Here is a 21,852-nt window from a genome sequence, read left to right as displayed (position 1 = left end):
GACGGACACCCCCCACCCCGGCCCCGACCCACGACGAAACCGCTGGCGCTACACAAGCCCCCACCGGAGCCGCAGCTGCGCCGCAGGCATCAGGGGCGCGGGGAACTGCGCAAAACGCCCGCCCCCACCGAACCCGCACCCGACCCCGCACTCACCCTCACGCGCCCCCGGCGAAATGCCCGCCCACCAACCCCCGCACCACATCCAGATCCCGCGCGATCAACGCGTCCAGCAGCGCCGTATGCTCCACCGCGTCCGCGATCAGATCCGCCCGCCCCCGAGACGCGGACCCACCCACCAGCGGCCACTGCGACCGCCGGTGCAAGTCCTCCGAGATCTGCACCAGTTGCTCGTTGCCCGACAGCACAAGCACCGCACGGTGAAACACCCGGTCGGCCTCCGCATACGTCGCCGGGCACCCCGACGACGCGGCCCGCACGGTCGCCTCGGCGACCGGCCGCAACTCCGCCCACCGCTCCACCGGCACACTCCGCGCCAGCCGCAACACCACCGGCACCTCGATCAGCGCCCGCACCTCGGCCAACTCGGCCAGTTCACGGGCCCCCCGCTCGACCACCCGGAACCCCCGGTTGGGAACGACCTCGACGGCCCCTTCCAGCGCGAGCTGCTGCATGGCCTCCCGCACGGGCGTCGCCGACACCCCGAACCGTTCTCCCAGCGCCGGTGCCGAGTACACCTCACCGGGCCGCAACTCCCCCGCGACCAGCGCCGTACGCAAGGCGTCGAGGATCTGCCCCCGCACCGAGGCCCGCTGCACGACAGGCCGAGGAATCGGCACCTCGCTGTGCGTGTGCTCACCCCGGGCCCCGGAATCCGTACCCGCCTCGACCCGGGCCCGCCCCGCGTCGGAGGCCCGTATCTGCGGCGGCACGCGGAAGGAGCTCTGCGCAGCCTGCTTCACGGGCACTCCTCCGGACGTTTCGGTACTTGGGGTCATTAACGGCAGGTTGTTACTCATGCGTCAAGCACCTTAGGCGTAGATCGCTCCACTTCACATCCGGAATTGATTGGGTAAGGTAAGGCTTACCTCTAGGCACTCAGTTCCGGACCGACTGCGAATCGGTGGCCCCGCATGCCCACACCGCTACCCGCCCCCCGTTCCGCCACCGCCGTCACCGCCGTCACCACCGCCTACGCCCGCCTGACCGAGGCGCTCCCGGGACTGACGGTCACCGAGCTGCCCCAGGACACCCCCCTCCCGGCCACCGACGGCTGGGTCACCGCCGCCGCCCTGGCAAAGGACGCGGCCGCCCTGGACGCCTTCCTCGCCTGGGACGACGCGCAGATCCTGAGGGACAACGCCAAGAGGGGCCGCCCGGACGTGATCGCCGGTTTCGGTCTGCACCGCTACGCCTGGCCGGCCTGCCTCCTCTTCACCGCACCGTGGTTCCTGCACCGCCGGGTCCCCCGCTACCCCGTGACCCACGTCTCCTACGACCGCACCCGGGGCCCGATGTCCCTCGCGGTCCACCCGGGCCCCTTCGCCTGCCTCCCGGACGACCCGGCGGCGGCACTCCCCGGCGCGTACCCCGTCCCCGACGAGGAGTCGCTGCGCGCCGAGCTGCGGGACGCGATCGCCGAGCACATGGAGCCGCTCCTCACCGCCTTCGGCCCGCGCATGCGCCGCCGCGGCAGGGCCCTGTGGGGCCTGGTGACCGACGAGATCGTCGAGGGGATCTGGTACGTCGCCGAGCTCCTCGGCGAACACGAGAAGCGCCGGGCCGAACACTCCCTGGACCTGCTGCTGCCCGGCACGACGAAGCCGTACGCCGGCTCCCCGGCCTTCCGTGTCCTGACCGGTCCGGCCGGCCGCCCCCTGCGCACCCGGGACCGGGTGACCTGCTGCATGTACTACACCCTCGACCCGGACGACACCTGCGCCACCTGTCCGCGCACCTGCGACGCGACCAGGATCGCCAAGCTCACAGCGGTCGCAGCGAGTTGAGGGACCTTCAGGGGACCCCCGCCGCCAGCCCCCCGCCTCCCCTCCCGTAAGATCAACGCCGACTGGGACGCCCGTTCGGTTACAGGCAATTCACAATTTCCTCACTCGGCGCAGGAACTTTCCGAGGAACCACCCGTACGGGTAGTCTTATTCGAACTCAACTCCCGCCCCTCACGCGGCAGTTCGAGCAGAATGCCGCCCTGGGCAACCCCTTGCACTTCCTTGGCGGCCTCTTGCCCCGAAATCGCCTGAGGGCCGTTGGGATTGGGCCACTATGGCGGGCGTTACGCCCTATCCCAATGCAAGGGACCCCAGATGAGACTGACCGACATATCGCTGAACTGGTTGCTTCCGGGCGCCGTACTGCTCCTGGGCATGCTGGCGGCGGTGGCGGTGCTCGCGCGGAGCAAGCGGTCCGGCGGGGAGCACGCGAAAGACGACTCGTGGGAGCGGACCGAGGAGCGCCGCAGGCGCAAGGAAGCCATATACGGCACCGCCTCCTACGTCCTCCTGTTCTGCTGTGCGGCGGTCGCCGCCGCCCTCTCCTTCCACGGTCTGGTGGGCTTCGGCCAGCAGAACCTCGGCCTCACCGGCGGCTGGGAATACCTGGTGCCGTTCGGCCTGGACGGCGCGGCGATGTTCTGCTCCGTACTCGCGGTACGCGAGGCCAGCCACGGTGACGCGGCCCTCGGCTCCCGGATACTCGTGTGGACGTTCGCCGGCGCGGCGGCCTGGTTCAACTGGGTGCACGCGCCCAGGGGCATCGACCACGCCGGCGCACCGCAGTTCTTCTCCGGCATGTCCCTCTCGGCCGCCGTCCTGTTCGACCGCGCGCTGAAGCAGACCCGCCGGGCCGCACTGCGCGAGCAGGGCCTGGTGCCGCGTCCGCTGCCCCAGATCCGCATCGTCCGCTGGGTGAGGGCGCCGCGTGAGACGTACAAGGCCTGGTCGCTGATGCTCCTCGAGAACGTGCGCAGCCTCGACGAGGCGGTCGACGAGGTCCGCGAGGACAAGCGTCAGAAGGAGACGGCCCGCCTCAGGCGCCGTGAGCAGGAGCGGGTCGAGCGGGCGCAGCTCAAGGCGATCAGCCGGGGTCACCGCGGCTTCGTCGGCCGGGGCGGCGGGCGCCAGTTGGAGCAGCAGCCGCAGGCCGCCGCCCTGGAGCGTGCCTCCTCGGAGCCCGCGATATCGACCCCGGACCCGCTGCCCGTACGCCAGCGCCCCTCGCTGCAGCCCGTCCGTGGCGCGTCCGAGTCCCACTCCGTCGACCTCACCGCGGAGGACGACACAATGGCCCTCCCGCGTCTCGACTCGCTGGAGCGCAAGCTCAAGGACCTTGAGCAGCAGTTCGGTTAGGCGGCCAGGAGGCCGAAGCAGCACATGGACAGGGGGCGTGACCGTGTCGGTCACGCCCCCTCCCCGTCGTTCACGCCGCTTCGGCGTCGAGTTCGAACCAGACGGCCTTGCCCACGCCGTGTGCCCGTACGCCCCAGGCGTCCGCGAGGGACTGCACCAGGGCCAGACCCCTGCCGTGCGTACCGTCGTCGACGCTGGGTACGCGTACCCGGGGTATGCGGGCGACGAAGTCCCGCACTTCCACCCTCAGGGCCTGCGGCCCGACCGTGGCGGTGACGACCGCGTCCCGGTCGGTGTGCACGAGTGCGTTCGTGACGAGTTCGCTGGTGAGCAGTTCGGCTATCTCGGATCGTCCGGGCCTCCCCCAGTGTCGTAACAACTCGCGCAAGGCCCTTCGTGTCTCTGGTACGGCCCCCAGGTCCGCCCGCTCCAGTCTGCGCCGGAGCTGCGGCGACTGCGCCTGATCCCGGGCGCTGCCGGCCTTCTCCTCCACTGTCTGTGCCGAGAAGGCCCCTGCTGCCGTGGGACCGCCTCCTCGTGCCTGCCTCTTCATGACCCCCGCCCGCGTGCCGATGTCGGTTTCCCTCCTGCTCGAACACGTTCACGGGGATCCATGCCCCATACTTCATGCGGCAGTCATGTCGAATCGTCAACGACCAGGTGTTCGGCCACGTTTGCGGTGGCGACCACGGCCGCGCCGACCGCGCGGACGAATCCCCGACCGCACTTCGCGAGCCACCGCGCACGACGGCGCGGTTCCCGTGCGCGTGCGCGCCCCGCGGTGGCCCGTACGGGCCACCCACCACGCGGCGCCCGTGCCACTGCCCCCTCCGCGTGACATGTGCCCTGCACACCGGTGTCTGCCTGCCGGACGCCACGGGTGGCGCGCGGGCCCTTCACGAGCGGGAAGGTGCGGGAAAGTACCTGGTCGTGGGCTGGTTCCGAGAGCCGGGAGGAGCGGGCGGGCCAGGGCTGCCGGGCGAGGACCCGCCCCGGACGCCCACGTACCCGGCCCTGGCTCCCGGTGAAAAGCCTGCCGTACGACGGCCGGCGCGCCCCTCGAACGGCGTGCGCCCCCGCCGCCGGCGCCCGACGAGCGGGGCCGGCGAGCGGGGGCGAGCCGGTGCTTCCGTTCCCTTGGGCGGTCTCCGGGCCCGCGATGCCGTAGGACTCCTGGTCCACCTGGTCACGGGACGCCGGGACCGCCCGGCATGGGCCGATCTGCCTACTCGGCGCTGTCGACCTCGCCGTACCCCGCGAAGAGCTGGGGCAGCCGGGAAACTGGCCTGAATCCGCCGCTACTTGCTCGCGAGTCCCTTGGCGCCGATGTGGAGGATCTGGTGGCTGCCACGGGTCATGTCGACGACAAGGGTGCTGGTCTGGCCGGCGCTCCAGGTGAGGGTGACGACGGCCTCGGTGCGGGTGGCGGTGCTGCCGTTGTCGGTCACCTTCCAGGCGAGGGGCACGTTCTGGGCGCGCAGGACGCCGTCGGCGTGCTCCTTCTCCTCCCAGGCGTTCAGTTCCTTCTGGAAGGCCGGGGTGAGGTAGTGCGCGCGGAGCGCGTCCTGGAGGTCGCCGCTGCCCTCGTCGGTCACCGCGTCGATGTAGGCGCCGTAGAAGTCGGCGATGCGGGTGATGTTGTCGGAGGGCTTCCCGCTGACGCTGCGCGGTGCTCCGGCGGAGGCCTGGGCGGTGACGCCGAGGCCGAGGGCCAGGGCGAGGCCGAGGGCCAGGGTGGTGCGGCGGGTCGCCTTGGTCGTGTTCATGTGTGTTCCCCGTTTTCTTTCTGGTGGCTGCTTGCCGGTGATGTGGTGTGTGCGGGGCCGCCCGCCCGACCCCCGTGCGGGAGGGCGGCCCCGCTGCTCAGTGGAGCTTGTTCACCGCGGTGGCGGTCGTCTTCTTGAAGGCCTTCACCGGGGCGTCGGTGAAGTCGCCCATCTGCGACCACTCCACGACGGTGACGGTCCGGTCGTCCCGGCCCACGGACAGCAGGCGGATGTCGGTGGCGCCGTACGACTGCTCCGTGTGCAGGCCGTGCACCCGGGCGCCCTCCTCGACCGCGACCTTGCCGTAGTCCTTGTACGTCGCCTCGAGATCCGGGTCGCCCTGTTCGAGTCGGTCCGCGCAGGTGCGGATCTCCTTGTCCATGCGGGCGGCGAGGGCCGCGGCCTTCGCCTTGGTGCCGACCTCGATCGTCAGCTGGCGGGCGCTGGTGTCCAGGTCGGTGCGGAAGTCGCGGTACCGGGAGTCGTAGCCCGGCAGCGCGTCCTTCAGGCAGAGCTGCAGTTCCTCCGGCACCCCGTCGGTCACCTTGCCCGCCGTCCAGGCGGACGAGGGGTGCGGCGGGAGGTCGGCGGCCGAGAGGAACCCGGGCGCGGCCGGCGCGGCTGCGGCCTGCACGGCGAAGGTGACGCCGAGCGTGAGGCCGGTGAGAGAGAGTACGGTGAGCGCGCCTGCTCGACTGCGCTTGGGCATGAGTGTCCCCCGTGAGATACGTACATGGATGTGGGATGCCACCACGACACCGGATGGTCGGTCCGGCCCGGTCGGTGTGACACCAAGAGCATCAGCGGTCCCGGGGGGCGGATGCAACACGGGACGCCGGATCCGTCGGCATGGAACCATCCCAGGCCGTCTGACGTGCAGGTATATGGAGTGCCTGGGATGCGGGATCAAGGGGGAAATCGTTGTCCGCACGGGAACCACAGGACGATGTCCAGGAGTTCGCGGCTCTGCTGCGGCGGCTGAAGGAGCGCACGGACCGCAGCTACGGTTCGCTGGCCCGGCGGCTGGACATGAACACCTCGACGCTGCACCGGTACTGCGCGGGCGACGCCGTACCGGTCGACTTCGCACCGGCGGAGCGGTTCGCGGCGCTGTGCGGGGCATCGGCCGAGGAACGGATGGATCTGCACCGACTGTGGCTGTCGGCGGTGGCGGCGAGACAGCGGCCGCGGACTGCGGAGCCGACAGAGCCGCCAGAGTTGTCGGAGCCGCCGGAGTCGTCGAAGGCTCTCGTCGTGCCGGCGGGGGCAGGAGGAGATTCTCGCGCGGACGTGGACGCGGACGCGGACGCGGCCGGTGGGCCGGGTTCGGGGAGCGCGTACGAGGGACCGGACGGCAGGGAGAGTGCGGGTGAGCCGGACACCGTGGGGGTGACGGGGTCCGCTCCCCCGCCCCGCCCCTGGTACCGGCGTCGGCGTTTCCTCGTCACCGCGGCCGCCGTCGTGATCGCTCTCGGCACTCTGGGCAGTCTTTCGGCGCTGCCGTCCGGCCGTCCCGCCTCGGACAAGGTGGCCCAGGCTCCTGACCCGTCCTCCCGGACGACCGCCTCGGGCCTGCCCGGCCGTTCCGGATCGCCGTCACCGAGTCCCTCCGCCCCGTCCGCCTCCCCCTCGGCCCAGACCACCGGAGCACGGCCCTCCGCTTCGGCGTCCCACGGCCGCGGCACCGTGAAGAAGAGCGCGGATGCCGGGCAGCAGGGGACCTCCACCGGCACTCCCCTGACCTGGACCGCCAACTCCCAGATCTGGGAGGGAAGCTGCGGTCACGACTACGTCATCGACAAGCCGCCCTCCCAGGTTCCCCCGCCCCCGCTCGTGCAGGACGCCGGGATCTGGGCGGCGACGCAGGGCGCGATCCACGGGCGGGAGACGAAGGTGCAGATCTCCGTGCAGGGACGTTCGTCCACGGCCGTCGTCCTGGAGGCGCTCCGCGTCCGGATCGCCGGCCGCGGCTCCCCGGCACCCGGTACTGACTACGCCATGGACCAGGGCTGCGGCGGCGGGATCACCCAGCGCGGCTTCGACGTGAACCTGGACATCGACCGCCCCGTCGCCCATGCGGTCGCCGGCAACGACACCGGACAGACCGTCCCCGCGGTGCAGTTCCCCTACCGGGTCTCCGCCACGGACCCGGAGGTGCTTCTGGTCACCGCGACGACGCAGACGTACGACTGCAACTGGTACCTCGAGCTCGACTGGTCCTCGCAGGGCCGCACCGGCACGGTCCGCATCGACGACCACGGCCGCCCGTTCCGCACGACCAGCATCAAGGGCCTGACCCGTCTCTGGTACGGCACGAACGACGCGGGCGAGCGGGCCTGGGTGCCCTCCGGCACATAGTGCTCTGACCGGGAACGTTCGCCGGGCCGGCGGAACAGGATGAGATAACTGAACCGTTCGGTAATGTGTTCGTCCGGGAGGGCCCGAATCGCTGCTGCCAGGTGGAAACGGCAGCCACAGCCGTCGACACGTCTCATGACCACGGACGTCGGCACGGCCTCCGGCCCCTGATCCCAGAGAACGGACCACGAGACGGACGGGGGAACACCGATGACGACCGCTCACGCCTTATCCGGGGTTGGGAGCAGTCCACCGCCAGAGAGCGACACGGTCATCGACGTACGGGATCTGCGGATGCGCTACCGCAGCCAGGACGTATTGAAGGGTGTCGGCTTCACGGCCCGGCGAGGCGAAGTCGTCCTGCTGCTCGGCCCGAACGGCGCGGGCAAGACGACGACGATCGAGGTCTTGGAAGGTTTCCGGATGCGCTCGGCCGGTGACGTGACCGTCCTCGGCACCGATCCGGCAGGCGGGGACGAGCGGTGGCGTGCGCGCCTGGGCATCGTGTTGCAGTCCTGGCGCGACCACGGGAAGTGGCGGGTGCGGGAACTGCTGGCCCACCTTGGCGCGTACTACGCGCCGTACTCCACCGCCCTCGTGCGGCGGCCGTGGGATGTTGACGAGCTCCTCGCCGCAGTGGGTCTGACCGAGCAGGCGGACAAACGGGTCGGAACTCTGTCCGGCGGGCAGCGCAGGCGTTTCGACGTGGCCATCGGCATCGTAGGCAGACCCGAGGTGCTGTTTTTGGACGAGCCGACGGCTGGTCTGGACCCGGAGGCGAGGAACGAGTTCCACGGCCTGGTACGCGGGCTGGCGGACGAGAACACCACTGTTCTGCTGACCACGCACGACCTCGCCGAGGCGGAGAGGCTCGCCGACCGGATCCTCATTCTGGCCGGTGGCCGGATCGTGGCCGATGGCTCGGCCGAGGAGCTGTCGCGGCAGGCATCGGCCGAGGCCACTGTGCGCTGGACGCGGGACGGGCGGCCTTTTGAGGAGGCAACGGCCGAGCCCACCCGGTTCGTTCGTCGGCTGTTCGAGGAGCATGGCGAGGCGATCGGCGGGCTGGAGGTGCGCCGGGCGAGCCTGGAGGACACCTACCTGACGATGGTGCGGGAGCTTGAGGCGGGGAGCGTTCCCGATGAGCGGGCGGTGCACGCTTTCGGGGAGGGATCGTGATGAGTCCGGTGTGGTACGCGGCGGTAGTTGGGGTGCGGCGCGGCTGGACGGAACTTCGACAGACTTTCACCACCGGCCAGGACGTGTTCGGTTACGTGCTCTGGACAGTTCTGCTCATCGTGCCGCTGTTCTTGGTCAGGGACGATCCGCTGAAGGGCGCCGGCATCTCGGCCGGCGCGTTCATGCTGCCGAGCATGCTGGGGATGACGCTCGCGTTCACGGGGATGATGACTACGGCGCAGCTGCTCGCGACCGAGCGTGAGGACGGCACCCTGCTGCGGGCCAAGGCCGTGCCCCACGGCATGGTCGGCCACCTGGTCGGCAAGATCATCATGGTGTCGGGTACGGCTCTCGCCTCTATGGCACTCCCCTTTGCCGTTGGCGTGTTCCTGGTGGACGGGGTTGCCCGGCAGGGTGGCGGAGCGTTGCTGACGCTGGTGTGGGTGGTGCCGCTGGGTCTCCTGGCCACCCTGCCGATGGGCGCTGTCATCGGCTCACTCGTCGGCAGTCCGCGCACCGTCGGGTTGCTGATGCTTCCGGTGATGGGACTCGTCGTGATCTCCGGGATCTACTTTCCCCTGTCGAAGCTGCCCGAGTGGCTGCAGATCGTCGGGCAGATCTTCCCCGTGTACTGGCTCGGCCTCGGTCTCCGCTCGGCGCTGCTGCCGGCCGATGCGGTCGCCGCCGAGATCGGCGAATCCTGGCGGCACCTGGAGACAGCGGGCGTGCTGGGTGCCTGGGCAGTCGCCGGGCTGCTCCTCGCACCGTCGGTCCTGCGCAGGATGGCCCGCCGCGAGTCCGGGGCCGCGATGGCGGAACGGCACCGGAAGGCGATGCAGCGGGTCGGTTAGTGATGTGCCGGGGATGTCGGCCCGGGTCCTGGTCAGGCCGCGTTGGGCAGAGGGCGTCCGCCCCAGCGGATGCCCTTCTCGCTGCGGACGCGGGCGCGTTCTTTGCGTTGGGCGGCGAGGACGTTGGCGTTGCGCCAGCGCAGGTAGCGGTGCAGTGCCTGGGTCTGCGCGGGGTGGCTACGATGGTGTGGGTTGGCCAGGGTGAACTGCCGCAGCGGGCCGAAGTAGGCCTCGATGGGGTTGGCCCAGGAGGCGTAGGTCGGGGTGAAGCACAGCTCGACCTTGTGCTTCTTCGCCCAGCGGCGGATGTCCGCGCCAGTGTGGGCGGAGAGGTTGTCCAGGATGATGTAGATCGGGGCGCCGTCGGGTCGGGCGGCGCGGATCGACTTCAGCGCCGCCAAGGTGTTGGCGGTGCCTTTGCGACGGCGGTTGACGCCCCACAGACGGTCGTCCCCGACGGAGTAGCAGCCGTGGAAGTAGGTGACGCCGTGGGTGCGGCGGTAGGTCGCCGGCAGCCGGTTGGGCTTGCCCTGCTTCGCCCAGCAGGAGCCCGCGGTGGGCCGGATCCCCAAGGGCCCGAACTCGTCGAAGGCGAAGACTCGGTCGGGGAATCGGTCCAGCACCTGCTCAATGCGGTTGAGCTTGGCGTTGCGATCAGGATCGGGCGATTCCTTCCAGGTCTTGGTGCGCTGGAAGGTGATGCCGCGGCGCAGGAGCAGGCACCGTAAGGCTTCACGGCCGACGCGGATGACGCGTCCGTGCACTTTCCGCAGGTAAGCGAGTTTGCGGATCGACCAGCGAGTGAAGGGCTGGCCGAGCCTGGTAGGGCGAGTGGTGGCCGTCCGGATGACGAAGTCCTCGTCGTCAGGGCTGAGCAGGCAGGGACGGCCTCCCGCCCACTGAGGGTCCAGGCAGGCCAGGCCGATCTCGTTGAACCGGTGGATCACATCGCGCACGGTGTCCTCGTCTGCCTGGACCAGCTGGGCAATCACCGGCACCCGGTTCCCGCCCGCCGAGGCCACCAGCATCATCGCGCGCCGGTAGCGCACCGAACTCGTGCTACCCCGGCGCACGATCTGCTGCAGCTTCTGCCCCTCCTGGTCGGTCAGTCTGCGTACACGGACAGGCTCAGCCATCAACGCCTCCACCGGTCGAATGGACGTCACCGCACATCCAACTGTCGCGACCGCCAACCCGGCGAACCTACGTGGTCACAGCACTAGGAGCCGAGCGCGGACCCCACCCGGTGGGCCGTGCCGTCGGGGTCCACGTAGGCGAACTCCCGTAGCCCGTAAGGCGTGTCGGCCGGTTCGACGAAGCGGCCCTCGACGCCGGACGCCGTCCACTCGGCATGGACGGCGTCGGCGTCGCTCACGTACAGGTAGACGACGGCTCCGGTGCGCAGCGCGTCGTGCTCGGACCACTCGCTGAGGTGCATCGAGACCGACCCCCGCTCGACGTACCCGTACCGCTCCGGTCCGTCGTAGGCACGCGCGGTGAAGCCCAGCCGGCGGTACCGCTCCAGGGCTACGGCGAGGTTCCGGACCGGGACGACGGGCGCGACGTCGGTGAAGGCGATGTCTGGCATGCGGCCAGTCTCGCAGCCCCGGGGTTCCTCAGGGGCGGGGCACGTTACGGAGGTTGGAGCGGGCCATCTGGAGCATGCGGCCGACTCCGCCGTCGAGGACGATCTTCGAGGCGGACAGGGCGAAGCCGGTGACCATCTCCTTGCTGATCTTCGGCGGGATGGAGAGGGCGTTGGGGTCGGTGACGATGTCGACGAGGGCCGGGCCCTTGTGCTTGAACGCCGACTTCAGCGCCCCCGCGAGGTCCTTGGGATTCTCGACGCGCACCCCGTGGGCACCGCAGGCACGGGCCACGGCGGCGAAGTCGGGGTTCTTGTTGGTGGTGCCGTGGGAGGGGAGCCCGGCGACCAGCATCTCCAACTCGACCATGCCGAGCGAGGAGTTGTTGAAGAGGACGACCTTCACGGGGAGGTCGTACTGCACGAGGGTCAGGAAGTCGCCCATCAGCATGGAGAACCCGCCGTCCCCGGACATCGACACGACCTGTCGCTTCCGGTCGGTGAACTGCGCCCCGATCGCCATGGGCAACGCGTTCGCCATGGACCCGTGCGAGAACGAACCGATCACGCGGCGACGGCCGTTGGGGGAGATGTAGCGGGCGGCCCACACATTGCACATGCCGGTGTCGACGGTGAACACCGCGTCGTCGTCGGCGAGTTCGTCCAGTACGGAGGCCACGTACTCGGGGTGGATCGGGACGTGCTTGTCGACCTTGCGGGTGTACGCCTTGACGACCCCTTCGAGCGCGTCGGCGTGCTTCTTGAGCATCTTGTCGAGGAAGCGCCGGTTCGTCTTCTCCTTCACCCGCGGCGTGAGGCACCGCAGGGTCTCCTTCACATCGCCCCACACGGCGAGGTCGAGCTTGGAGCGGCGGCCCAGGTGCTCGGGGCGCACGTCGACCTGGGCGATCTTGACGTCGTCGGGGAGGAAGGCGTTGTACGGGAAGTCGGTGCCGAGCAGGATCAGCAGGTCGCACTCGTGGGTCGCCTCGTAGGCGGCGCCGTAGCCGAGCAGGCCGCTCATGCCGACGTCGAAGGGGTTGTCGTACTGGATCCACTCCTTGCCCCTGAGGGCGTGCCCCACCGGGGACTTGACCTTCTCCGCGAACTCCATGACCTCGGCGTGCGCGCCCGCCGTGCCGCTGCCGCAGAACAAGGTGACTTTGTCGGCCTGGTCAATCATCTCGACGAGCTTGTCGATCTCGGCGTCGCCGGGGCGGACGCTGGGCCGGGAGGTGACGAGGGCGGTCTCGGCGGCCTTGTCGGGGGCGGGCTGGTCGGCGATGTCGCCGGGGAGGGTGACGACGCTGACGCCGGAGCGGCCGACGGCGTTCTGGATGGCGGTCTGCAGCAGCCTCGGCATCTGCTGGGGGCTGGAGATCATCTCGCTGTAGTGACTGCACTCCTGGAAGAGGCGGTCGGGATGGGTCTCCTGGAAGAAGCCGAGGCCGATCTCGCTGGAGGGGATGTGCGAGGCGAGGGCGAGGACCGGGGCCATGGAGCGGTGGGCGTCGTAGAGGCCGTTGATGAGGTGCAGGTTGCCGGGGCCGCAGGAGCCGGCACACGCGGCCAGCTTCCCGGTGATCTGTGCCTCGGCGCCGGCGGCGAAGGCGGCGGTCTCCTCGTGCCGTACGTGCACCCAGTCGATGGCGGAGTTGCGGCGCACGGCGTCCACGACGGGGTTGAGGCTGTCGCCGACGACGCCGTAGAGGCGCTTCACCCCCGCCTTGACGAGGATGTCCACGAACTGTTCGGCGACGTTCTGTTTGGCCATGGATCCATGCACCCCTTCGGTCTCCTTGGGTCCATCAATCCGCAATGGCCGCGATCACGCCTCCCAAACCGCGGCGGCTGTACGGTCGTCGGCATATCCCTTGACCCTGACTTGGGAGTCGGCGAGGAACTCGGCGAGGCCTGGCGGGGGTCCTGACCACCGTCCCGTGAGGTACGCGCACAGTTCGGGCTCGCCGCGCAGGGCGTCGGCGAGGCCGCCGGTGCACATCAGGAGGGTGTCACCCGGGCGGGCGACGGAGGCGCGGAAGCGGAAGGCTTCGCGGGGCGGCTCGGGGGCGGGTTCGTAGGGGCTCGGGGGTGTGGGGATGCCGAGGTCCATGGTGAGGCGGTCGCCGTCGGGGGTCTCGGGGGGCAGCGAGCCGAAGCCGACGACCGGTTCGCCGGTGACGTCGGTGATCCGGGGTTCGATGTCGTGCCACTGGCCGTCGCGGAGACGGAACAGGCCGCCCGCGCCGACGCCGAAGAAGACGCGGATACGGCAGTGGGGGTCGGCGGGCAGGAGCAGACAGCGCAGGGTGGCGGCGTACTCCTCCGGGTCGATGCCCTGCTCCACGGCGCTGGCGCGGAGCTTGCCGAGACTGCGGTCGGTGAGCCGCTGCAGCCCTGACTTCAGGTCTCCGCGGCGGGCGGCGCCGATGTCCTGCGCGAGCCGGGCATGACTGCGCCCTATGGCCCGCCCGATCCAGTGACACGCCTCGGCGGCGGCGCGGTGGGCACCGGGGGTGGCGCGGGCGCCGGTCGCCATGGCGACGAGGATCAACGCCTGGTCGCCGGTGCCGAAGCGGGCGGTGAGCAGGGAGTCCCGGCGGGGCTCGCCCCGGAACCTGGCCGAGTCCCCGCGCACGGACACCGCCCGCAGCGTGCAGGCCCCGTACCTGGCCCCGTCGAGCACGGTGTCGGCCACCAGGTCGTCGAGTTCGTCGGGGTCGGCGGGCGGGAGGGCGGTGGGTTCGGCGTCGTAGGTCGGCGGCCCGGACCCGACGAAGCCGACGGGGGCGGGAGGAAGGGAGGGGAGGTCCAGGTGGGTGGTGGTGCGGGGGGCCTGCGGGGCGGGGGTGGGTGGGTCCTGGCCGGGCGCGGAGGACTCGGGCGCGGGGTTGGCCTGCGTGGAGCCGGGGCCGGTGCGGGATGACTGCGGCGCGGGGGCGGGTTGGTCCTGGCCGGGGGCGGAGGGCGCGGGGTTGGGCTGGGTAGAGCGAGGGCTGTTGCGAGGTGGAATGACTGCGGGGGCCTCCTGGGCGGCGCCGGGGTCGGTATCGGGGCCGGGATCCGGCCCGGGGGGAGCAGCCCACCAGTCTCCTCCGCCGTGCCGTGCGCCGGCTCCGCCTCGCTCCGAGGGCCGTGGAAGCCGCTCGGGCGGGCCGGAAGTCGGCACGTCTTCGGTGCGCTCGGCGGCGTCCGTGGCACCGGGGACGGAGTCCTCCCGGGAGGCGCCGTCACGCGAGCCCACACCATCCGGGCCGCCCGCACCCGGACCGCCACCGCGGAAGCCGGGCTCGCGGTAATCGCTACGGTCGGGTGAGCCGGCCCGGCCGACAGCCTCTTGCGCCGGACCGGCAGCGGGGCCGTCTCGCGACACCAGCCCTCCCGAGTCGCCGGCACCGGGCGAGACAGTCCGGTCGGCATCATGCGCCCGCCCCACACCGGGACCACCTTGCGGAGCCGGTCCGCCGAAACCGCCCCCACCCGAGTCGCCCGCATCCCGCCGTGATGGAGGTGGGCCCGCGGGGCGAGGTGGGGTGGAGGGGGGTGGGGGCGCCGCGGTCGGGGGGCTGGGGAGTTCGGTCGGGGTGCGTGAGGGCGGAACCGTGGTGGCCGGAGGTGTCTCCGTGGACGCACGTCCGCCCTGGTCGCCGGGGGCGCGCTCGGGCCCGGGTGGGAAGGGCGCGGGCGCGTCGGGGGGCGGCGGATCCCAGGGGGCTCCGTGCCGGCCGGGTGAGGGAGCCGTCGCGTCGGAGAAGCCCGTGCGCGGCGCGGGGACCCCGGTACCGGACCCGGCGACCTCGTCACCGACCTCGTCGGCCGCACTCGCCGGGCCCCCCGAACCGTCCCGTACCGTCCCCGCCGCGGAGGCGAAGCGGTCGTCCAGGGTGTCGGGGGCCGGTGTGGGGCCCGTGTCGTCGGTGGAGTCGTACAGCTGCCTCCACCAGTCGTCCTCGTGACCGGTGGGCGTTCCCCCCTGCTGGCTCATGCCCGTAATTGTCCACCGTGTGGGCCGTATGAAAACGGGGCATCCCGAAAATCAGGCGCCACCACGCGCGTCGAACGGCGTGTCGAGTGAGTTGTCGAACTCGTGTCGCCGAGGAGGTCGCCGGAGTCACCCGCCCCGGTGGGCGGCCCGGGCGAACATCGCTGACCTGCGCTTGCGGCTGCTCTCCTGCACCCTGGACGAATGGGAGTGTGGGACCTCCTGCTGGTCGGCCTGGTCATGCTGTTCGGCCTGGTCGGGGTTCTGTTGCCCGGGGTGCCGGGGTCGTGGCTCGTGTGGGCCGCGGTCCTGTGGTGGGCGCTGAAGGATCCGCAGCCGGTCGCGTGGGGCGTCCTGGTGGGGGCAACAGTCGCCCTGTTCGTCTCCCAGGTGGTGCGCTGGGCGCTGCCGTCGCGCCGAGTGCGGGAGAGCGGGGCCACCCCGCGCATGGGGGTGTACGCGGGGGTGGGCGCGTTGCTCGGCTTCTTCCTGATCCCCGTGCTCGGCGCGATCCCCGGGTTCATGGGCGGCATCTACGTCTCGGAACGCCTCCGCCTCGGCCGCCACGGGGAGGCGAGGGCCGCCCTGCGCACGGCGATGCGCTCGGGCGGCTCCAGCGTGCTGGCGGAACTGTTCACCTGTCTGCTGATCATGGGCGCGTGGCTGGGGGCACTGCTGTGGGGCAGCTGACTTAGGACCGCAGCCCCAGACAGCCTGGGACGGGATTCCGATGTGCGGGCCGCCCGCGCGTGTTTGGCTGGCTGGCATGACCGCATTCAGCGAGGCCGAGCGCGCGTACCTGAAGTCCCAGCGGCTGGGGCGGCTCGCCACCGTCGACCCGCAGGGGCAGCCGCAGGCGAACCCGGTCGGCTTCTTCCCGCAGGACGACGGCACCATCCTGATCGGCGGCTACGCGATGGGCCGCACCAAGAAGTGGCGCAACCTCCAGAAGAACCCGAAGGTCGCGCTGGTCGTCGACGACATCGTCAGCCTGAAGCCGTGGACGGTGCGTGGCATCGACATCCGCGGGGAGGCGGAACTCCTCACCGGCCCGCACGACCTGGGCCCGCACTTCAGTGAAGAGCTGATCCGCATCCATCCGCGCCGCATCCACAGCTGGGGGCTGGAGGAGTCCTAGAGGGCGCCTTCGAGGGTGAGCAGGGCCGTCTTGCGCTCCAGGCCGCCCGCGTACCCGGTGAGCAGGCCGTTCGCGCCGATCACCCGGTGGCACGGGCGGAGGATCAGCAGCGGGTTCGCGCCGATCGCGCCGCCCACGGCCCGCACGGCGACACGCGAGGCACCGACACGGGCGGCGATCTCGCCGTACGTCGTGGTCGCGCCGTACGGAACGTCGTCGAGGGCGTCCCAGACGCGAGTCCGGAACTCGGTGCCCTCGGGCCGCAACTCCAGCTGGAACTCCTTGAGTTCACCGGCGAAGTAGGCGGCGAGCTGCTCCTCGGCAGCCCGGAAGGGGCCGGGGTCGTGGACCCAGCCCTCCTGGACGGTACGGCCCTTCTTCTGCTCCGGAACGGACAGCGAGGTCAGCGCGCCGCTCTCGTCGGCGGTCAGGAGCAGGGTGCCGACGGGGCTGTCGAGACGGGTCCAGCGGATGGCCATGATTACTCCAACTCTCCTGCGAGCCGCAGGTGTTGCCAGGCGTAGGAGCGCCAGGGGCGCCAGGTGTCGGGGGCGTCGAGGCCCGGTGGGGCGACATCGGGGTCACCGAGGGCGCGGCTGCGGATGACGGCGACGGTACGGGCGTCCAGGCCGGGCAGGGCGAGCAGCGTGTGCTGCGTCTCGTCGCGGTCGGCGCCCGGATCGAGTCGTACGGCGCCGTCGGCGAGCGCGGTGGCGAGCATGCCCAGGGGGCCGGCCGCCTCGGAGAGGGCCGCGGGCTCGGGGAAGAGGTGGGTGAGGCTGCCGCAGGGCGCGTCCAGGGTTTTGCCGTACCGCTGGACCAGCCGTTCGGATTCGCTACGGCCCACCAGTGCCCGTACGGCGAACTCCTCGGGGTCGGCGGCGCCGGGCGACCGGAGTCCGGGGCGGGCGGCGACCAGGGGGGCGAGCCGGGTGTCCGCGCCGAGCCGCTCGTCGACGGCGTAGGGATCGGCGTCGAGGTCGAAGAGGCGCCGCAGCCGTCCGACGGCGGTGGTCAGGTCACGCGGGTCGGTGAGGTGCAGCTGGGCGTCGAGCCAGCCGCCGGGGTGGGCGCCGGGGGGGGTCCTGGTCGTGCCGGGCCGTTCGTGGACGGCGACTATGCCGGTGCCGTGCGGGAGGCGGAGGGTACGGCGGTAGGTGCGCCGCCCGGGTGCCCCGCTCACCTCTTCGACGCCAGGTACGGCCTCGCTCTCCAGCAGGTCGAGGACGGCGCCGGACTGGTAGGGGCCGCGGTGGGCCAGGCGTAGGGGAATGCTCGCTGTCGGGGTGGCCGTGCGGCGGGTGGTCCGGGCGGCGGCACGCAGTGCGCTGGGGGTGGAGGCGTAGATCTCGCGGACCGTGTCGTTGAACTGCCGCACGCTGGCGAAGCCCGAGGCGAACGCGATCTCCGTGACCGGCAGGCCGGTGGTCTGGAGCAGGACGCGCGCGGTGTGGGCGCGCTGGGCGCGGGCGAGGGCGACGGGTCCCGCACCGAGTTCGGCGGTGAGCTGGCGCTGGACCTGGCGTGCGCTGTAGCCGAGGCGGTCGGCGAGCCCGGCGACGCCCTCCCGGTCGACGACTCCGTCGCCGATCAGGCGCATCGCCCGGCCCACCACGTCCGCGCGGACGTTCCAGTCGGCGGAGCCGGGGACAGCGTCCGGGCGGCACCGCCGGCAGGCCCGGAATCCGGAGCCCTGCGCGGCGGCGGCCGTGGCGTAGAAGCGGACGTTGTGACGCTTCGGGGTCACCGCGGGACAGCTGGGCCGGCAGTAGATGCCGGTCGTCTCGACGGCGAAGAAGAACTCCCCGTCGAACCGGGCGTCCCGGCTGCGCACGGCTTCGTACCTGGTGTCTTCGTCCATCACGTGTTCCAGTTTCCGCCCTGGGCGAGGATGCCGCTGGCGGAAATCGGACACGGTGATGGGGGGGGCCGCGTCAGGTCCGTGGGCGGGTGGGGGTCCGTCGTGGCTGGTCGCGCAATTCCCCACCGACCGTGCGGTTGGACGCTGCCCAGCTGTACCCACCTAGGGGCGCGGGGAACTGCGCGACCAGCCCCCACCGACCCGCGGCCGAACGACTACCCCTTAACGCCAGGACCCGCGCTTCGCCTCCATCGCCGCCTTCCCCTCCGCTCCCCTCTTCTTCCAGTCCTTCCGGATCTCGGCACGCAGCCGCGCGTCCGTCTTCGCGACGATCCGCTGGTTCTCCCGGATCAGCTTCCGGTAGCTCTCCAGCCGCCGCTCCGGCAGCTCACCGGAGTCGATCGCGGCCAGCACCGCACACCCCGGCTCGCTCTCGTGCGCGCAGTCGTGGAAGCGGCACTGCCCGGCCAGTGCCTCGATCTCGGCGAAGACCTGTCCGACACCGGTCTCGGCGTCCCACAGGCCGACACCCCTGAGGCCGGGCGTGTCGATCAGTACTCCCCCGCCGGGCAGGGCGAGGAGGTTGCGGGTCGTGGTCGTGTGGCGCCCCTTCCCGTCCGCGTCCCGCGCGGCCTGTACGTCCATCACGTCCTCGCCGACGAGGACGTTCGCCAGCGTCGACTTTCCCGCGCCGGACTGCCCGAGCAGCACGGTCGTACCGCCGGAGACGACCGCGACGAGTACGTCGAGCCCGTCCCCGTCCAGCGCGCTGACGGTCAGTACCGGAACGCCCGGCGCCGCCGTCTCGACGTCCTGCACGAGATGCGCGAGCGTCGCCGCCTCCGGCACGAGGTCGGCCTTGGTGAGCACGACCACCGGCTGGGCGCCGGACTCCCAGGCCAGGGCGAGGAAGCGCTCGATGCGGCCGAGGTCGAGTTCGACGGCGAGCGACACGGCGACGATCGCGTGGTCGACGTTGGCCGCGAGGATCTGCGCCTCGGACCGCTTGGAGGAGGTGGAGCGCACGAAGGCGGTACGGCGCGGCAGATACGTCCGTACGTAACGCGGGTTGCCCGCGGGCTCGACGACGGCCCAGTCACCGGTGCACAGGACCCGCATCGGGTCGGGCGGGGTGACGAAGGCGGTGTCCGCCCGCACCATCCCGTCGGCGGTGACGAGGTCGCACTGCCCGCGGTCGACCCGGACCACACGTCCGGGCAGGAGCCCCTCGGGCTCGTAGGGGGCGAACAGGTCCGCCCATGCCTCGTCCCAGCCGTAGGGGGCGAGAGCGGAGAAAGCGTGAGAGGTGGAGCTGGAAGTCAAGGGAGACCCTTCACAAGGGTGGCCCCGGCACGAGGAGTTGGTGTCAGCCGACGGCCACGGAGGTGGACTTGATGATCTGGATGCGGGCAGCGCTCGTCGCAAAGACAGCCATCGGTCGACACCTCCCTCGTTCCTCGCTCGTGGGGCACGGCAGCCGTGAGCCGCCGTGCGAAGCGCTCTCACCTTAGAGGCGCCCGCGTCGGGGGCGCCACCGCTTTTCCGACGACCCCGATGCGAGCGCCGTCCTCACTCGAACAGCCCGGTGCGCTGGTCGTCCGGGAGCAGCGGCTGTGGCATGGGAACCGACCCCCATCTCCAGGAGACCTCGTGATGAGCCACCGTCCGCCCCGCCCGCCCCGTCCCCTGCGCGTCCTCGCCCCGGCTCTGGCCGCCGGAGTCCTGTTGACGACCGCCGCGTGTTCGGACGGTGACGACAGCGGGCCGGACCGCGCGGACAGCACCGCGGACACCACGCGGATCTCCTCCTCGCCCCTCGCGCAGGCGTCCCCGGCCCCTCTCACCCCGGCCGGGGCGCGGGCCGCGCTGGTCACCGAGGCGGATCTGGAGGACGACTGGAACCAGGTCAAGAACGCGGCCGCCTGGCGCGACAGCCTGCTGGTCGGCAAGGTCGACGTCGCCGACTTCCTCACCGCCAAGACGAACGCCGCGGACTGCCAGAAGCTCCTCGACCGGCTCTACAGCGACGACCTCCTGGGCAAGCCGTCCGGGGCGTCCGCGCTCACCGGCTTCGAGGAGGGCGCGTCCCGGCTGCTGTACCAGGTGGCCGCCTATGACAAGGCGGGCCTGGACACGTCCTTCGCCTGGCTGAAGAGTCTGCCGGTCAAGTGCGACCAGTTCACGGCGAAGGACAGTTCGGGCGGGCAGCGCACGGTCCAGGTGGTCTCGACCTCCCTGCCCAAGGAGGGCGACGCCCGTCAGGGACTGCGGGTCACGGTCCAGGGCAGCTCGGGCGGCACGTCCGCCACCCTGACCCTCGATGTCGCGGCCCTGCGGGTCGGCACGGACGCGATCAGCATCACCAACGGCGGCCTCGACGGGGCCGACCACGACAGCACCGAGCAGGCGGCGAAGCTGGGCGCGGCACGTCTTGAGGATGTCCGGGCGGGCCGGACCCCGTCCGCCGACCCGGACGAGATCGACTGACGGCCCGCGTATGAGAGCGGCCCCTGAAAACGAGAGTTGACAAGGCCTCTGACCTGCGCACTATCAGTTTGACGGATGTCGTAGTAGTGCGAGTTTGGGTCATTGGAAATGAGAGTGGCGCTGACCTGCGCTTATAGAGACGCCTGATAGTGAGCTTTGAGACGGTGTCCTATGTGGTGAGGCGGGCGAACCGCTTGTAGCAGCAGATGGCTGCGGCAAGGCCGGGAAAGGCCAGGTAGTTGCGGGGATTGCGTTCGTGGCGAGGGCTGAGTCTGCGGTAGCCGGACAGCCACGAGATCGTCCGCTCGATCACCCACCGTCGGCGTCCTAGCCGTTCGCTGGACTCGATGCCCTTGCGGGCGATGCGGACGCCGATGCGCTTGCCGCGTAACCATTTCCGCAGCTGGGGAATGTCGTAGGCCTTGTCGGCGTGTAGTCGTCGGGGCTTGAAGTAGCGGCCGTTGTGGGGGTCGTGTCTCGTTTGGTGACCCTCAACCATGGGTTTCAGGCCTTCGCTGTCGTGGACGTTGGCGGCGGAGACGCCGACGACCAGGGGCAGCCCGTTCGCGTCCGACAGGATGTGCATCTTGGAACCCGGCTTGCCCCGGTCCACGGGGCTCGGGCCTGTGTGTTCGCCCCCTTTTTAGCCCTTACGTGGGCTGAGTCGAGGACGACGCGGGAGACATCGATGAAGCCGGCGTCGTCGAGCCGGTGCAGGACCGCCTCGTGCAGTCGGCCCCACACCCCTGCCCGCGACCAGATCAGAAACCGGCGGTGGGCCGTCGACTTCGATATGCCGAAGCACGGCGGCAAAGCCCGCCAGGCACAGCCGCTCACCAGCACGTAGATGATCGCCGCGTCGCATGTTCACCGAGTCGATGGCGCACCGCGACCAGTCCAACCCGCCGCGGGCGCCGAGCTCATCCAGCACCAGGCGGTGAAGCTTGCCCCACACCCGGGCCCGGCTCCACTCCGCGAACCGCCGGTGCGCGGTCGCCCCGGACGGGCCGAAGCCCGACGGTGGTTGACGCCACGTGCATCCCGTCGTGGCCACGAACACGATGGCCGCCAACACCTGCCGGTCCCCCATACCGACGTCGGCCCCCACCCTGAGGCCGCACCGGAGCGGCTGGCACCACCCGCTGAATCAACTCCCCCAACCCGTCCGGCACCAGACACGCTCCACCATCGCCATCACGGCTACTAGCCTAGTGATCAAGCCAGTTGAGACGATCTCTGTGCTCGAAACGGTGGTGGTCGCCGATCGGGGCAGGACACCGTCGCCGGTTCCGCGTCTCGGTGAGTGGATCGAGGGAGGGGCCG

Annotated in this window: 19 protein-coding genes and 2 pseudogenes; 8 read left to right on the top strand and 13 right to left on the bottom strand. The window is 71.1% G+C overall.

Annotated features, from left to right (window positions below):
* Nucleotides 1–157 precede the first annotated feature (157 nt).
* Nucleotides 158–958 carry a GntR family transcriptional regulator gene (locus ACFVYN_RS15535; protein WP_389998021.1) on the bottom strand — a complete coding sequence of 267 codons (801 nt, stop codon included), beginning with the start codon at nt 956–958 and terminating at the stop codon, nt 158–160.
* A gap of 135 nt (nt 959–1,093) precedes the next feature.
* On the opposite strand from ACFVYN_RS15535, the gene ACFVYN_RS15530 reads away from it, so the two are divergent.
* A complete protein-coding gene (locus ACFVYN_RS15530; RefSeq protein WP_389998015.1) occupies nt 1,094–1,966 on the top strand; it encodes a (2Fe-2S)-binding protein in 873 nt (290 codons plus the stop codon).
* A gap of 315 nt (nt 1,967–2,281) precedes the next feature.
* On the top strand, nt 2,282–3,322 hold the full coding sequence (locus tag ACFVYN_RS15525; RefSeq protein ID WP_389998012.1) for a DUF2637 domain-containing protein: 1,041 nt from the start codon (nt 2,282–2,284) through the stop codon (nt 3,320–3,322).
* Between the two features lie 70 nt (nt 3,323–3,392).
* On the opposite strand, the gene ACFVYN_RS15520 is transcribed toward ACFVYN_RS15525, so the two are convergent.
* From ACFVYN_RS15520 to ACFVYN_RS15510, 3 genes are all read right to left on the bottom strand, one after another.
* Nucleotides 3,393–3,815, bottom strand: coding sequence for an ATP-binding protein (locus ACFVYN_RS15520; protein WP_389998019.1), 423 nt, complete (start codon nt 3,813–3,815; stop codon nt 3,393–3,395).
* An 805-nt stretch (nt 3,816–4,620) separates the two neighbouring features.
* Nucleotides 4,621–5,088: a hypothetical protein gene (locus tag ACFVYN_RS15515; protein ID WP_389998010.1), complete on the bottom strand. Its 468-nt coding sequence runs from the start codon at nt 5,086–5,088 to the stop codon at nt 4,621–4,623.
* A gap of 97 nt (nt 5,089–5,185) precedes the next feature.
* The gene (locus ACFVYN_RS15510) at nt 5,186–5,797 is read right to left on the bottom strand and encodes a hypothetical protein (protein ID WP_389998007.1); all 612 of its coding nucleotides are present in this window, start codon (nt 5,795–5,797) and stop codon (nt 5,186–5,188) included.
* A gap of 212 nt (nt 5,798–6,009) precedes the next feature.
* Here ACFVYN_RS15510 and ACFVYN_RS15505 point away from each other — a divergent pair, with 212 nt between their 5' ends.
* From ACFVYN_RS15505 to ACFVYN_RS15495, 3 genes are all read left to right on the top strand, one after another.
* A complete protein-coding gene (locus tag ACFVYN_RS15505) occupies nt 6,010–7,446 on the top strand; it encodes a helix-turn-helix domain-containing protein (protein ID WP_389998004.1) in 1,437 nt (478 codons plus the stop codon).
* Between the two features lie 210 nt (nt 7,447–7,656).
* Nucleotides 7,657–8,625 carry an ABC transporter ATP-binding protein gene (locus ACFVYN_RS15500; RefSeq protein ID WP_389998002.1) on the top strand — a complete coding sequence of 323 codons (969 nt, stop codon included), beginning with the start codon at nt 7,657–7,659 and terminating at the stop codon, nt 8,623–8,625.
* Nucleotides 8,625–9,476 carry an ABC transporter permease gene (locus tag ACFVYN_RS15495; RefSeq protein WP_037691710.1) on the top strand — a complete coding sequence of 284 codons (852 nt, stop codon included), beginning with the start codon at nt 8,625–8,627 and terminating at the stop codon, nt 9,474–9,476. The genes ACFVYN_RS15500 and ACFVYN_RS15495 overlap by 1 nt, the downstream gene beginning before the upstream one ends.
* A 32-nt stretch (nt 9,477–9,508) precedes the next feature.
* On the opposite strand, the gene ACFVYN_RS15490 is transcribed toward ACFVYN_RS15495, so the two are convergent.
* The 4 genes from ACFVYN_RS15490 to ACFVYN_RS15475 form a co-directional block, all read right to left on the bottom strand.
* On the bottom strand, nt 9,509–10,612 hold the full coding sequence (locus ACFVYN_RS15490; RefSeq protein ID WP_389997999.1) for an IS630 family transposase: 1,104 nt from the start codon (nt 10,610–10,612) through the stop codon (nt 9,509–9,511).
* An 83-nt stretch (nt 10,613–10,695) separates the two neighbouring features.
* Nucleotides 10,696–11,064: a bleomycin resistance protein gene (locus ACFVYN_RS15485; RefSeq protein WP_389997996.1), complete on the bottom strand. Its 369-nt coding sequence runs from the start codon at nt 11,062–11,064 to the stop codon at nt 10,696–10,698.
* Between the two features lie 28 nt (nt 11,065–11,092).
* Nucleotides 11,093–12,835, bottom strand: a complete 1,743-nt coding sequence (locus ACFVYN_RS15480; RefSeq protein ID WP_389997994.1) for a pyruvate dehydrogenase — start codon at nt 12,833–12,835, stop codon at nt 11,093–11,095.
* A 54-nt stretch (nt 12,836–12,889) separates the two neighbouring features.
* Nucleotides 12,890–14,305 carry a protein phosphatase 2C domain-containing protein gene (locus tag ACFVYN_RS15475; RefSeq protein WP_389997991.1) on the bottom strand — a complete coding sequence of 472 codons (1,416 nt, stop codon included), beginning with the start codon at nt 14,303–14,305 and terminating at the stop codon, nt 12,890–12,892.
* Nucleotides 14,306–15,247: 942 nt separating this feature from the next.
* Between ACFVYN_RS15475 and ACFVYN_RS15470 the strand changes: the two genes are divergently transcribed.
* Both ACFVYN_RS15470 and ACFVYN_RS15465 read left to right on the top strand, forming a co-directional pair.
* A complete protein-coding gene (locus tag ACFVYN_RS15470; protein WP_389997989.1) occupies nt 15,248–15,733 on the top strand; it encodes a DUF456 domain-containing protein in 486 nt (161 codons plus the stop codon).
* Nucleotides 15,734–15,809: 76 nt separating this feature from the next.
* Nucleotides 15,810–16,181 (top strand): PPOX class F420-dependent oxidoreductase, encoded by a 372-nt coding sequence (locus ACFVYN_RS15465; RefSeq protein WP_389997986.1) that lies wholly within the window; start codon nt 15,810–15,812, stop codon nt 16,179–16,181.
* On the opposite strand, the gene ACFVYN_RS15460 is transcribed toward ACFVYN_RS15465, so the two are convergent.
* From ACFVYN_RS15460 to rsgA, 3 genes are all read right to left on the bottom strand, one after another.
* A complete protein-coding gene (locus tag ACFVYN_RS15460) occupies nt 16,178–16,660 on the bottom strand; it encodes a methylated-DNA--[protein]-cysteine S-methyltransferase (RefSeq protein ID WP_389997983.1) in 483 nt (160 codons plus the stop codon). The genes ACFVYN_RS15465 and ACFVYN_RS15460 overlap by 4 nt on opposite strands.
* A gap of 2 nt (nt 16,661–16,662) precedes the next feature.
* Nucleotides 16,663–18,042, bottom strand: coding sequence for a DNA-3-methyladenine glycosylase 2 family protein (locus ACFVYN_RS15455; RefSeq protein ID WP_389997981.1), 1,380 nt, complete (start codon nt 18,040–18,042; stop codon nt 16,663–16,665).
* A 222-nt stretch (nt 18,043–18,264) separates the two neighbouring features.
* Nucleotides 18,265–19,365, bottom strand: coding sequence for a ribosome small subunit-dependent GTPase A (gene rsgA, locus ACFVYN_RS15450; RefSeq protein ID WP_389997978.1), 1,101 nt, complete (start codon nt 19,363–19,365; stop codon nt 18,265–18,267).
* Between the two features lie 330 nt (nt 19,366–19,695).
* Here rsgA and ACFVYN_RS15445 point away from each other — a divergent pair, with 330 nt between their 5' ends.
* Entirely contained in the window at nt 19,696–20,529 is an 834-nt protein-coding gene (locus ACFVYN_RS15445) for a hypothetical protein (RefSeq protein ID WP_389997975.1), read from the top strand.
* Between the two features lie 169 nt (nt 20,530–20,698).
* Here the strand turns inward: ACFVYN_RS15445 and ACFVYN_RS15440 are convergent.
* Both ACFVYN_RS15440 and ACFVYN_RS15435 read right to left on the bottom strand, forming a co-directional pair.
* Nucleotides 20,699–21,396: pseudogene (locus tag ACFVYN_RS15440) on the bottom strand (IS5 family transposase); the annotation flags it as partial.
* Nucleotides 21,389–21,704, bottom strand: a pseudogene (locus ACFVYN_RS15435) (transposase); the annotation flags it as partial. The pseudogenes ACFVYN_RS15435 and ACFVYN_RS15440, both read right to left, overlap by 8 nt.
* Between the last annotated feature and the right edge of the window lie 148 nt (nt 21,705–21,852).

This window comes from Streptomyces sp. NPDC058307, from assembly GCF_042880295.1.
Taxonomy (GTDB): Bacteria; Actinomycetota; Actinomycetes; order Streptomycetales; family Streptomycetaceae; genus Streptomyces.
Note: the sequence above shows the minus strand (reverse complement) of the source record. Positions and strands in the feature narration are given on the sequence as shown.

What these genes read in the sequence shown, in the direction of transcription:
- ACFVYN_RS15515 (WP_389998010.1), bottom strand. Translation starts at nt 5,088, where the DNA reads ATGAACACGACCAAGGCGACCCGCCGCACCACCCTGGCCCTCGGCCTC.
- ACFVYN_RS15495 (WP_037691710.1), top strand. Translation starts at nt 8,625, where the DNA reads ATGAGTCCGGTGTGGTACGCGGCGGTAGTTGGGGTGCGGCGCGGCTGG.
- ACFVYN_RS15490 (WP_389997999.1), bottom strand. Translation starts at nt 10,612, where the DNA reads ATGGCTGAGCCTGTCCGTGTACGCAGACTGACCGACCAGGAGGGGCAG.
- ACFVYN_RS15525 (WP_389998012.1), top strand. Translation starts at nt 2,282, where the DNA reads ATGAGACTGACCGACATATCGCTGAACTGGTTGCTTCCGGGCGCCGTA.
- ACFVYN_RS15510 (WP_389998007.1), bottom strand. Translation starts at nt 5,797, where the DNA reads ATGCCCAAGCGCAGTCGAGCAGGCGCGCTCACCGTACTCTCTCTCACC.
- ACFVYN_RS15455 (WP_389997981.1), bottom strand. Translation starts at nt 18,042, where the DNA reads ATGGACGAAGACACCAGGTACGAAGCCGTGCGCAGCCGGGACGCCCGG.
- ACFVYN_RS15485 (WP_389997996.1), bottom strand. Translation starts at nt 11,064, where the DNA reads ATGCCAGACATCGCCTTCACCGACGTCGCGCCCGTCGTCCCGGTCCGG.
- ACFVYN_RS15480 (WP_389997994.1), bottom strand. Translation starts at nt 12,835, where the DNA reads ATGGCCAAACAGAACGTCGCCGAACAGTTCGTGGACATCCTCGTCAAG.
- ACFVYN_RS15535 (WP_389998021.1), bottom strand. Translation starts at nt 958, where the DNA reads ATGACCCCAAGTACCGAAACGTCCGGAGGAGTGCCCGTGAAGCAGGCT.
- ACFVYN_RS15460 (WP_389997983.1), bottom strand. Translation starts at nt 16,660, where the DNA reads ATGGCCATCCGCTGGACCCGTCTCGACAGCCCCGTCGGCACCCTGCTC.
- ACFVYN_RS15470 (WP_389997989.1), top strand. Translation starts at nt 15,248, where the DNA reads ATGGGAGTGTGGGACCTCCTGCTGGTCGGCCTGGTCATGCTGTTCGGC.
- ACFVYN_RS15445 (WP_389997975.1), top strand. Translation starts at nt 19,696, where the DNA reads ATGAGCCACCGTCCGCCCCGCCCGCCCCGTCCCCTGCGCGTCCTCGCC.
- ACFVYN_RS15465 (WP_389997986.1), top strand. Translation starts at nt 15,810, where the DNA reads ATGACCGCATTCAGCGAGGCCGAGCGCGCGTACCTGAAGTCCCAGCGG.
- ACFVYN_RS15500 (WP_389998002.1), top strand. Translation starts at nt 7,657, where the DNA reads ATGACGACCGCTCACGCCTTATCCGGGGTTGGGAGCAGTCCACCGCCA.
- ACFVYN_RS15530 (WP_389998015.1), top strand. Translation starts at nt 1,094, where the DNA reads ATGCCCACACCGCTACCCGCCCCCCGTTCCGCCACCGCCGTCACCGCC.